Genomic DNA, 12,121 nt, shown 5'->3' with positions numbered 1-12,121 from the left:
GGTTAATCTATATTTAATTGCTTTCGGATGGCAACCGAAGCGTTTTTATAATCGGCAATAACAACAGTTTCCCATTGCTTCATCGCTTTACTATTAAACGGCTGGCGCAGTTTTTCAGCTATCTCATCAGGATGGTTGAGCCAAATTACAGCTTCACTATTAGGCATGCTTCTGAAATGCTGGTATTGATAAATCGTTTTAACAGACCAATTTGGATTTTTTTTATGTTTCTGATCGTAATTGATAAAAATACACGGTTTATCGAACATGGCAAAATCAAAAGCCATGGTAGAACCAACATTTACGACAATATCAGAATAGTAAGCGGTGCTTACCAAAAGTGAAACATCATCCCGTGAAGGATATACCATACTCCATGCTGAAGAATTCTTAAAAAGCCAAAGTGGGGTTGCCTCTTTTATTAATCCGCGGTGTTTTTTTACTACAGCTTCAAATCGTCCGGACAAATCCACCGGGCAACGACGCAAAAGGAGCTGATACTCGTTTTCCAGTCCTGCTTTAATCAATGCTTCTGCAATATCATCAAGGTATTGAGGATCATCGGGAGACGTTTTGATGTCGTCTCCGGAATAACAAATTATTTTTTTATTGCAATCCAAGCCGTATGCATCATAAAAAAAATCCTTTGGAATAATTGAATGTGCCGACTCATAACATTCAAATTGTGGCGTTCCAGTAACAACAACCTGTGTTTGATTAAACTCAGGATAATACAACTCTACTTCTTTTTTCATGTAATCGGACCAAACCAGATATTTATCGGCCCGTAATGCCATTCTGGCTTTAGGAAGGTTATCCCACGAATAAATCACGGTTGATGTTTCGATACCCAAATCAGCAGCAGCCGCAAAAATAGTAGCACACTGTAATCCTCTTTGATGAGAACAGAACAACATATCCGGTTGCACTTTTTCGAGTATTTCTTTCACCTCTTTATAAAAAAAAGTTCCTCGAATGGCTTTCTGATAAAACGACTCCAAAGCAAGAATAGTATCGTATTTTTTTATAAAAGGAGCAGTAATTTCGATTGCCTTATAAAAAACTTTTTTAGAAAAACTTTTATGGTCCCGATTCCAATTGGTCAGAATGGATGGATTTCCAGTTTTATTTGAATTACGGTACAAACGCGACAAGCATATTAACTCCCTCAAAAATTTTTCTTTAAGGGATTCATTATATTTTGGTATCTGGAAGGCCTGAGAAAGTCCGGTTAGTTTTTTTACATCGGCTGCTGTTTCATCATCGAAATTGTGAAACAATATTAGTTCTGCTTCGGTATTTTTAAAAACATCCGAATACAAATAATTCCGAATCCCGACACCATCCGGGAATAACAATAAAATTTTATTTTTTCTCATTTAGAATTTCATTTGCAACCAATCGCTTTGTAAAGAGTAGTGCTCCTTGCTGGTTTAGATGAGCACAATCATAAAACAAGGTATCGTTATAGCCTGTAGAATAATCCTTTAACTCCGGTAATTTTGTTTTTAATTTTCCAATATACTCTTTATTTTCGGCTATCGAACAGAAAGGGGCGCAAAATAAAACCACCTCAATCTGATGCTCCTTACAAATCTTCTTAATGGCTTCCACTGCTGTATTGGTTTCCGAAATGGATGAAGGCAAAGAATACTTCTCAAAAGAACGGTTGCCTTGTTTGGGTGTAAATCCTTCTCCGGGATTAATTTTCGGTTTCTTATTCATGGCCGAAAAACAAAATTCACGGAACCCAATTTTAGGAGCGGCCATAATGTACCTGTAAAAAGGAATATAACAATTCGCTTCGAAATTTGGAGTATTGGTGGAACGCAAATGCTCTTTAATAACCGGATGTTTAATAAAAGGCATGGCTTCTGAAAGGGCAATCGGCGATCTTCCTTTGTCTTCAAATTGATAATCCACCTGTAAAAAAAGTTTTTGCATTCTAACTCCCTGATGCAGTAATAATTTCAACTGCAACAGATTGTCTTCCAAATGCGCGCCTTCCATACCCAAATTAACGGCTCTTTTACCGGTTAATTGTTCTACTTCTTTTGTATCGATATGATTGGCTACACGAGAAGATCCCAAAAAAACATAATCAATCGTTTGTGGTTTAAGTGTAAGGATGTATTGGAACTTATTTCTAGGTGGAGCGGTTTCATACACACGAGTGAATAAATAGTCCATTGCATATAACAACACGACAACACTACCTATTACTATCGCTAAAGAATATAAAAACTTCCTCATTAAAACTGAAAATAGATAAAATCTGCAGCATTTGTAAATGCTCCAAACAATAATAATCCCAAAAGTACCAATACTAATCGAATGTAGCGAAACTTACCGAAAAAAGGATGCTCTTTTTCACGGGAAACCCATTCAAAAACAATGAATAGTCCCAAAAGCCCAACCAGTTCGATGGTATAACGATCGATTGATAAATAAGCTATACCTCCTTTAAAATTAAACAGAAAAATATTTTTTATGTACTGTAGGGCCATGGTAACGGTTTCTGCTCTGAAAAAAATCCAGGCAAACATTGCAAGGCAGAATGTCAGCATCATACTGAAAAATTCTTTAACCGTAGGCCATTTTTTCCCTTTTGCAACGATATCAATATGGTTTCGGTTACGGTTGGACAACAACAAAGGCATAAAATATACGGCATTGAGCAATCCCCAAATTATAAACGTCCAATTGGCGCCATGCCAAAAACCGCTTATTAAAAAAATGATGAACGTATTTCGTACTTTCATTAACGTTCCTCCCTGACTGCCTCCCAACGGAATATAAAGATAGTCCTTAAACCATGAGGAAAGTGATATGTGCCATCTTCTCCAAAATTCGGCGATATCCCGGGAAAAGTAGGGATAATTAAAATTCCGAAGTAAATCAATTCCGAAGAGTTTTGAAGTTCCCAAAGCAATATCCGAATATCCACTGAAATCCCCATAAATCTGAAATGTAAAATACAGGGCACCAAGTAACAAGGTTAACGAATTCGCACTTTCATAAGTGTCAAATATTTGATTGGCATAAGTAGCACAACTGTCTGCAATTACAATTTTCTTGAACAATCCCCAAATAATCTGATGTAGCCCGTCGATAGCTTTATCACTGTTGAAAACTCTTTTTTTCTTGATTTGCGGCAGTAAGTGCGTGGCCCGTTCGATAGGTCCGGCAACCAACAAGGGAAAATAACTCACAAAAAGTGAATAATCCACAATATTGTGTTCCGGTTCGATACGTTTTTTATAAATATCAATTACATACGACAACCCGTGAAAGGTATAAAACGAAATCCCCACCGGAAGAATTACCTGCAAGGTCCAGAAGTTAGCTTGAAATCCAAAACCGGACAGCAGATCGGCAAACGATTGGGCGAAAAAATTATAGTATTTGAAGATGCCTAAAAAACCAACGTTAATACTAATACTCAGCCAAAACCAGAATTTCCTGATACGGACAGTCGAAGCATCCTGCATTTTCAATCCAGTATAATAATCCAATCCCGTGGAAAATACCAGTAAAAAAAGAAAGCGCCAATCCCAACAAGCGTAGAAATAATAACTGGCTACCAAAAGCAACAGGTTCTGAAGCTTTAACGATCTGTTATTTACGCCCCAATAAAGGGCAAATACCAACGGCAAAAAAATCAGATATTGCAGGGAATTAAAAAGCATTATTTATCTCTAAACTGTTTTTGATGGTTCAGTTGCCAAATATCGTTGTTTTCCAACGATTGCAAAAACAATTGCGCACTGTTTCCTTTACCAAAATCACCATCGGTTTTCTGTACTTTATGGGTGTCGATAATGTCAAGTGCTTTTTTAATACTTTTTTTATCGTAATCAACATTAAGGATATCGGCATGAAGCGCCCTATTTTGCTGACGCGTCCCAATATTAATAATCGGTAAACCGTAATAAGGCGCTTCCCGAATTCCGGCACTACTGTTCCCGATGATAAATTGTGCTTTTTTTAATAACGTTAAAAAGTATTCGAAACGAAGGGACGGGAAAACACGAAAACGTGCATTGTCTTTCAATCGTTCATACGCTTTTAAAATGGCGGTACTTCCCAAATCATTATTGGGAAAAATCACCACATAGTTGTGAGTGTCCTCCAGTAAAGCTTCAACAAAATCATCGGCATATTGTTGCATGTATTTGGCTTCCGTGGTTACCGGATGAAACATTACCACGGCATATTGGTCGAAAGTAATTTCATAATAGTTCTTCGCCGTTGCCAAATCCGGCAAGGTATCGGAAAACATGATATCTACATCAGGAGATCCTATGGTAAATACCGATTCCGACAACTCGCCCATCTGAATGAGTCGTCTCTTAGCCTGTTGGTTGGAAACAAAATGCACATGGCTCATTTTACTGGTGGAATGACGAATCAGTTCATCAATCGTTCCCGAAACTTCACCACCTTCTATGTGCGACACTAAAATATTATTCAACGATCCTACAATGGCTCCTGCTAAAGCTTCCACACGGTCACCGTGAATAACTATCATGTCTGGAGTACAGGTTTTAACATACGCCGACAATCCTTCTATGGTTTTGGCTAATGTTAAATCCATCGTGGTTTCGTGAGTATGATTTTCAAAAGTATGTACATTGGAAAATCCGCAACGTTCAATTTCTAAAAGCGTATAGCCATATTCCTGTTGCAGGTGCATACCGGTAACAAATACAAAAGCTTCAAAATCCGGATGGTCTTCCAGAATTTGAAGTAAGGATTTTATTTTACCGAAATCCGCTCGGGTACCGGTTAGAAAGAGTATTTTTTTCATTGTACTGATGAAGTGCACTTAACAGGCCGTGAAGATAACAATATGAAAAATCAATTAAAAACTTCTCGATACATTTTATTCCGTTAACACTCCATAAAATACTCGAAGTGACGTAAAAAAGAAATCTACGCCGTCAGTTTGAGTGGTTTTGCGCAATGCAATGAAGCAAAAATGTATCGAGAACCTAGAACTTTTTCTTCGCTAAATTAAGCAATGCATCAAAATCACCATTTATCAAAGCTTCCTTCTTAGCTTTAGACCATTTTTTAATCTGCTTCTCTTTTTCAATTGCAAGGGTAATGTCTGTAAAATCAAAGAAATATACCAAATCAATCGGTCTTTTCTTAAACGTATAGCACTCGGGATAGAAGCCGCTCTCATGTTGAAAAAGTCGCTTTGTTAAGTTGCTGGTAACCCCTGTATAATAAGAATCGTCAGAACATTTTAAAATGTAAACATAAGATTGTTTCATAAAGTAACTACTTAGAGTACAAGACTTCTCGATACATTTTATTCCGTTAACACTCCATAAAACACTCGAAGTGACGTAAAAAACAAATCTATGCCGTCAGTTCGAGTGGTTTTGCGTAATGCAATGAAGCAAAAGTGCACTGAGAACCTATTGAAAATCAGACCAATCCAATTGTTTGTCGCTCGCAATATCACGAGTGGCTGTTTTTCCTAAAAGACTTTCAAAATGTTCCGCTAAGATCTTACCGGTTCCCGGACGCTTTACCCAAATATTCTCTTTGGTCAAGACCTCGCCTTTTTTAATGGGCGCAATGGAACAAACCGTAGCAAAAGCAAAATCGATGGTCACCTGTTCTTCATCCGCCGGTTTTTTTGTACCGCCTCGCATTAAAGCCATTTCGGCACTGTTTACAATCAGTTCTTTCGTTGCCTGTTCGTCCATACTGCAAACGATATCCGGTCCGGTGCGGTTCATGTGGTCGGTAAAATGACGTTCTAATATCGAAGCACCCAAAGCCACAGCTCCCAAACAGGCATTATTGTTTAACGTATGATCGGACAAGCCGAAAACCTTATCAGGAAAAGCCTCGTGCATTTCCATCATCGCGCCGAAACGCACCAAATGAATCGGCGTTGGATACAAATTGGTAGTATGCAGGAGCGCAACCGGAACCTTATGCTTATCGAAAATAGCGACCGCTTTACGAATGCTTTCAATGGTATTCATCCCGGTACTTAAAATTACCGGCTTTCCAAAAGAAGCGATATGTTCCAATAACGGATAGTTGTTACATTCCCCAGACCCAATTTTATAAGCCGGAATATCAAATTTCTTCAAACGCTCTGCAGCCGCACGGGAAAAAGGCGTGGAAATGAAAATCATTCCTTTGCTTTCTACATAGTTTTTTAATTCCAGTTCTTCTGCTTCGTTTAAGGCGCAACGCTCCATGATTTCATAAATGGACACATCGGCATTACCCGGAATCACTTTCTTGGCTGCACCGCTCATTTCATCGGCTACAATATGGGTTTGGTGTTTTACTACCTCAACACCCGCTCTGTGAGCAGCATCTACCATTTCTTTGGCTACCTGCAGCGACCCTTCGTGATTGATACCGATTTCGGCAATAACTAAAGGTGGAAAATCGGGGCCAACTTTTCTTCCGGCAATTTCTATATAGGGATTCATATGTTCAGTTATTAGTTTTATTTAAAAGAAATTCTGCGTAATCAAAATCTTCTTGTGTATCGATATCTACATCAGCAAAAGGATGATTTACTTCTAACGGAAATGCTTCTTTTGTAATGATTTCATTTTGAAGTATAACGGATGCTTTTGTAATATAAAGCAACCCATTTTCGTAATATAAAGGTTCTAAATCTTGGCTGCGTTGTCCAATTTCATAATTAAACGGAATAAATTTATCGTTTGCAATCTTACCAAATTTCTGATGGTTTCGCGTTACGGTAAACAAACTGTCGTACTCGCCTTCTTTGTACTTCAAAAAAGCTTGTTTGAGTAAGGTATCCGGTCGAAGCGGATTGGTTACCTGCAAAAGAATTACATTTTCGACACCTGCTCCCACAACTTCCAAAACATGTTTCAAAGCGGAAACCGTTGGCTCAAAATCTCCGGAAAGATTTTCTGGACGGTCTACAACTTTGGCACCATAAGTTAATGTAACATTTTTAATCGCGGCATCATCGGTAGAAACGTAAACTGCATCAATAAACTCATGCTGTTGGGCATATCGAATACTGTGCACCAACAACGGCAAATCGCCCAGTAATTTTATATTCTTACCAGGTAAGCGTTTGGAACCGCCTCGTGCGGGTATGATGGCGATGGTTTTTTTCTTATTCAACTATTTCAAAAATAAATTATATGAATTTATACAAATCTCATGACCCTTAAATAATTCATGTGTGTTCACATTATGAAAAATAGAAATTATTTTATTGTATTCATCTATATTAACTTTAAAAAAGACTTCCACATACCTTTTTTCTTTGCTTACTGATAAAAATCTAGAACTCCAAGCATCGCGAGCTATAGTTAAATGATCGTATGCCTGAGCTACCAACTGGGATTCGTAGCAACTTAGTAATTCTTGTTTTTCAGCTTCCTCTGAAGTAATATCAACAAAAAAATTAGGAATTATTTCGGTATGTACAGAGTATAAAAACATTGAAAAAGCTGGTTTTTTAACCTTTGTCAGTGCTTTTTGGACAAATAAGGCACAAATTCTATGCTTTGGAGGGTAATCCATTGGCCAAACTGTAAAAACACTATCCCATTTTTTACTGTTAAACACTGACACCATTTGTTCTAAGTGCTCGCATTTTATTTCCATTGTATTATTGGGAATACCAATTTCAATACAATCGGCATTTAATTTCAGTGCTACTTTTTTAGCTTCTTCCGATCTTATTTTTTTTGTCTCGGATGGATTCAATGCATTGGCTCCATCAGTTAAGAAAACCAATGTAACACTGCATTCTACATTTTTTAACTTAAGTAATGTTCCTCCAAGACCTATAACTTCATCATCCTGATGCGGAGCTATAACAAGTACGTTCTTTAAAGTTTGAATTTGAAGCGGTAACGGATCTATAATTTCTCTAAAAAAATCCAATTGAAATACTTTTTCTATAAATAAGATATCTGTAGACTTATAAATCTTTTTTAAAAGCGTATTAGTTGCACCATGCTTAACGTTCGAAAAATATCTGTAATAATATATACTTTCCAGTTTATTTAATATTCTTCTTATCATTATCGTATTATTTTTAAACCTCTTCCTGTTAATTTAAACGAGCAATAGCCTATAATGAGCTTAGAAATCCAAATAAGGTATTTTAAATTAAAAATGAAGGTTTTTTTTATTAGCAACCAATACAATTTAAAAAAGTCAGGGCTCTCATAAAGCACTATTAAATTTTGCACTTGAAATTTAAAAAAAAATAGTTTTATAGTCGAGTTTAACATTTTTTTTCCCTGCAGCAAATCAAGTATATCCAGTACTGCCCTATGTCTTGTTTCCAACACAGTGTACTTTGCATTTGATGAATTAGAATCCGAATGAATACGGTATAAGGTAAGATATGTATCAGCTAAAACCAATTTAGGTTTTTCTGCCAATCTTCTTATATGAAAATCACGGTCTAACCATTTGAGCAATTTTTCATTGTACAGCATTTTTCCTTCCAAAAATTCCTTCCGCCACATGATATCGTGCATGTACCAAGAAATTTTTAACGTAATAAAATCTTCGATTAAATTATCCGACAATTTTGTACGGTGCTCTCTTTTAATTTCTTCTTTAGCATCGTTTGTCATAATTGTTTTTGAAAGCACACCATCAGCAGTAGGGTTTTCATCAAAAACTTTAATTTTTACTGCTATATGATTGGGCAACAACCAATCATCAGAATCCAAAGACATAATATACTTTCCGCTAGATTTATCAATACCGTAATTCCTAGCTCCATTTGGCCCTTTAGGAATATGTAACGGTCTATTGAAAAATTTTATACGGGAATCAATAGCCATATATTCTGAAACGACCTGCTCTGTATCGTCTGAAGAGCCGTCGTCGACTACAATACACTCCCAATCCGTATACGTTTGATCTCTTACACTATCGAGTGTTTCCTTAATCAAACCGGCTCGATTGTAAGTCGCAATTATTATTGAAACTAAATTATTATTATTCATTGTTTATGCCTGTAGTAATTTTCGAAAAATCCGTGTAAAAAAAATTTTAATAATATACGGTAAAACTAAAGGTTTTAAAGCAGTTAAACTAGTGTTTGAACAAACCAGTTTTTTATTTTCCAAGGAGGATTGTAACAATTCCTGTTTAACATTGTTTCCCATATGATAGGCAAAAGCTTTGATTAGTGAAACTCTGTAATATCCAAGCTTGTCAATTGGTGTATCAATAAATTTCAGTTCTCCTCCAGGAAAAACAAAAATAGGCTTTTCTAATTTCATTTCAGTAAATACCTGTTTTCTGTATGTGGAAGCAAAATGACTTGCCCCAATAACCACTTTCACTCCTTTTTTATTCAGATAATACTGTTTTTGTTTCCAATTGTTATTTTTTGATATGAAAAAATCTTTTTTATTAATTCCTTCTTCAAAAAGTTCCAAATCAAAATCGTTCACAACTTTACCCTTATTAACAGAAAAAAAAGAACCAAAAAACAATGAATTATTACAATAAAAAGCCATATGCGGATCTGGAGTTAAACCAACAACCCCTATTTTTTTAAATGTATCAAATACCTGATGAACCTCATTTTGCCAATTTGTAAAAAAGAAAACATCGGCATCAGCAATGGTAATAAAATCTTCATAAGACGAACGGGCTTCCTGTAAAACGGAATACACTTTACCTTTATTTTCTGAATAAACTATGTATTTATCTATTCTTTTTTGCAGGAGTAACGCCTCAATAAAAGCACCAACTTCTTTCTTTGAATTGTTATTGATTATTGTTATTGCAGTATTTTTGGGATCTATGGTTTGCAACAGTGACTGTATTGACGCATAAAAAACTTCCGCAAGATTCTTAAAATAATCATGGGCATCATCAGGAATATACACAGGAATTATTACCCTGTGCTTTTTGTAATTCAATTGTTTTGCCTTTTGTTTTTCAGGATTAGTTCCTATTCGCATTAGAAAATTATATTATTTAAGAAAAATATGATGAAAAAATATTTTACTGCTAAAAATGTTTTTTTTAAAACTCTTTATTTAAAATTTTAGAAAAAATTGCTACATCTTTTTATTTAAATATTCACAATTATAAAAACTACTTTTGTCAATAGGTAAATTAATAAAATTCTAATTGGTTACGTTAAGCTTATCCGAAAAAATAACTGGATAACAACATTAAACCGTTTAGGGTTTTTATTTTTTTTTTATGACGAACCAATAAAAAGACTATTTATAAAAAAACGTAATTAACAGAATTATAAAAATGAAAAAACAGTATAATAACTTGATATTAAAAACTTTTGATTTTGTTTAAAGATTCTAAATATTTCTCCGTTATGGATGCTATTGAATAATAATCTAAATACCGTTCCCTATTATGTTTTGAAATCATTAATCTTTCAGATTCATTTAAACTTAGAACCTGTCTTATGGCTAATTCAAGTGTAGACAAATCTTCAATTTGAAACCAAAAACAATGAAGTTTGTTTAAACGTTCTTCCATAGCTCCTACTTTTGTAGAAATAATAATTTTCCCAGCCGCCATGGCTTCTAAACCAACTAAAGGTCCTGATTCTTCATACGAAGGAATAACTAATACATCAATTTCATTAAAAAATAAATTTAAATTTTCGTTTATTAGTGACCCCATAAATTTACAATTAGATTTATCTGCAATAATCTCCAAAAGTTCTTTCTTTTGATTACCATCACCAGCAATTACAAAAGGTAAATTTGTTTTAGAAAAAAATTCAGCAGTTGGTAAAATTCCTTTTTCTGAAGTAAGTCTTCCAAGATAACCAAAACGCAAATCTTTATTTAATTTAATTTCCGAGGCTAAAAATTTATCTTCATTTAGAGCACATTGATCTATAATGATATAAGGTAAATTAATTTGCTTATTTAAATTATAAGCGTTTTTTTCAGAATGATGAATAAACATACTTACCTTTTTTAAAAAAGACAAATCTAATATAGACACTTCTCTGATTGTTCCCGTTGTCCGAACCAAACATGGGATATTTCTTCTTTCACAAAACGAAACTATTTCTGGTAAAAATTTTGATGTTAATTGCACGCATAACAACACTAAATCTGATTCCTTTATTTGCTTTTCAATTTCATTCTGATATAGTTTATCTAAATCAAAAAGTTTTTTTGAAATTGAATTTTTCAAATAAGCATAATTTTTAAGCTTACCTCTATTTACAATTTTAGTAAAAAAACTTAGAAAAAAAAGTAGAAAATTTTTTGAAATTATTTTTTTTGGGACTGACTCCCATTTAATAGAATTTAAATTTTTTAATGCAAAAGAGTGTCCTGTCATATAACCTGTAGATAAGACACTCACATCAAAATCGCTTTTCAATGCATTAGCAATAATATTAACTTCTAATTCCCTTCCTCCAAAATCACCTATGGGTCCTGCAATGAGTATTTTCTTTTTCATCTGAATTTATTGGTTCTGATGTATAAAAGCATCAACATCAAAAAAAAGAGTATTTATTTCCTTTAACTTTTCCTCATCAAAATCCCACCAGGCTATCTTTTTTAATTTTACAATTTGTTCTTGGGTAAAACGATATTTTTTAATCTGAATCGGGCTGCCAACCGCAATGGCATAATCCGGAATGTCTTTGGAAACCACAGCACCAGCTCCGATAACAGCACCATCGCCAATAGTCACCCCATCCAAAATGGTTACATTAGCCCCAATAAACACATCGTTGCCAATGGTAATCGGTTTACGTTCTTCAGCTAATTTTTTTGTCGCAAGGGTACTGCCGTTTTGTTTCGCTGTACTGTAAAAATAAGGACTGGTAGAAATGCCGTTAGTAGGATGGATCCCCCAACCGCAAACTAAATTAGGTCCAATCGAGCAAAATTTACCGATGGTGGTGTTTACTATTTTTGAATTGGCAGAAACATAGGTTCCTTTACCAATTTTAGAATGCATTATTGTGTAGGGCGGATGTAATTTTGTTAAAGTATCCCGTTCTACATCCTGTTCGATATTTTCAATCCACTGCAAAGCTACTTTCCCTCTTAGTATGGGTGCTAATTGCGGTACAAGTCGTAGTAAAATTTTAGAGGCTATTTTTTTAAACATACCC

The 12,121-nt window shown here is 34.9% G+C and carries 12 protein-coding genes; all 12 read right to left on the bottom strand.

The window, feature by feature from the left end; translation table 11 throughout:
- Positions 1-2: 2 nt before the first annotated feature.
- Positions 3-1,379 (bottom strand): UDP-glycosyltransferase, encoded by a 1,377-nt coding sequence (locus tag LJY17_RS15375; RefSeq protein WP_264544679.1) that lies wholly within the window; start codon positions 1,377-1,379, stop codon positions 3-5.
- Complete coding sequence (locus LJY17_RS15370; RefSeq protein WP_264544678.1) at positions 1,366-2,253, bottom strand: hypothetical protein; 888 nt, start codon at positions 2,251-2,253, stop codon at positions 1,366-1,368. Before LJY17_RS15370 ends, LJY17_RS15375 begins: the two co-directional genes overlap by 14 nt.
- Positions 2,253-3,689: an MBOAT family O-acyltransferase gene (locus LJY17_RS15365; protein ID WP_264544677.1), complete on the bottom strand. Its 1,437-nt coding sequence runs from the start codon at positions 3,687-3,689 to the stop codon at positions 2,253-2,255. Before LJY17_RS15365 ends, LJY17_RS15370 begins: the two co-directional genes overlap by 1 nt.
- Positions 3,689-4,810 (bottom strand): UDP-N-acetylglucosamine 2-epimerase, encoded by a 1,122-nt coding sequence (neuC, locus tag LJY17_RS15360; protein WP_264544676.1) that lies wholly within the window; start codon positions 4,808-4,810, stop codon positions 3,689-3,691. Before neuC ends, LJY17_RS15365 begins: the two co-directional genes overlap by 1 nt.
- Before the next feature lie 184 nt (positions 4,811-4,994).
- Positions 4,995-5,282: a GIY-YIG nuclease family protein gene (locus LJY17_RS15355; RefSeq protein WP_264544675.1), complete on the bottom strand. Its 288-nt coding sequence runs from the start codon at positions 5,280-5,282 to the stop codon at positions 4,995-4,997.
- A gap of 147 nt (positions 5,283-5,429) precedes the next feature.
- Complete coding sequence (locus tag LJY17_RS15350; protein WP_264544674.1) at positions 5,430-6,470, bottom strand: N-acetylneuraminate synthase family protein; 1,041 nt, start codon at positions 6,468-6,470, stop codon at positions 5,430-5,432.
- Between the two features lie 4 nt (positions 6,471-6,474).
- Complete coding sequence (locus LJY17_RS15345; protein ID WP_264544673.1) at positions 6,475-7,146, bottom strand: cytidylyltransferase domain-containing protein; 672 nt, start codon at positions 7,144-7,146, stop codon at positions 6,475-6,477.
- Entirely contained in the window at positions 7,147-8,058 is a 912-nt protein-coding gene (locus LJY17_RS15340) for a PIG-L deacetylase family protein (protein WP_264544672.1), read from the bottom strand.
- Positions 8,058-8,999, bottom strand: coding sequence for a glycosyltransferase family 2 protein (locus LJY17_RS15335; RefSeq protein WP_264544671.1), 942 nt, complete (start codon positions 8,997-8,999; stop codon positions 8,058-8,060). Before LJY17_RS15335 ends, LJY17_RS15340 begins: the two co-directional genes overlap by 1 nt.
- A gap of 3 nt (positions 9,000-9,002) precedes the next feature.
- Positions 9,003-9,968, bottom strand: a complete 966-nt coding sequence (locus LJY17_RS15330) for a glycosyltransferase family A protein (protein WP_264544670.1) — start codon at positions 9,966-9,968, stop codon at positions 9,003-9,005.
- A 331-nt stretch (positions 9,969-10,299) separates the two neighbouring features.
- Positions 10,300-11,457: a glycosyltransferase family 4 protein gene (locus LJY17_RS15325; RefSeq protein WP_264544669.1), complete on the bottom strand. Its 1,158-nt coding sequence runs from the start codon at positions 11,455-11,457 to the stop codon at positions 10,300-10,302.
- A gap of 6 nt (positions 11,458-11,463) precedes the next feature.
- Positions 11,464-12,117 (bottom strand): CatB-related O-acetyltransferase, encoded by a 654-nt coding sequence (locus LJY17_RS15320; RefSeq protein WP_264544668.1) that lies wholly within the window; start codon positions 12,115-12,117, stop codon positions 11,464-11,466.
- Positions 12,118-12,121 lie beyond the last annotated feature (4 nt).

This window comes from Flavobacterium hankyongi, assembly GCF_036840915.1.
GTDB lineage: Bacteria > Bacteroidota > Bacteroidia > Flavobacteriales > Flavobacteriaceae > Flavobacterium > Flavobacterium hankyongi.
Note: the sequence above shows the minus strand (reverse complement) of the source record. Positions and strands in the feature narration are given on the sequence as shown.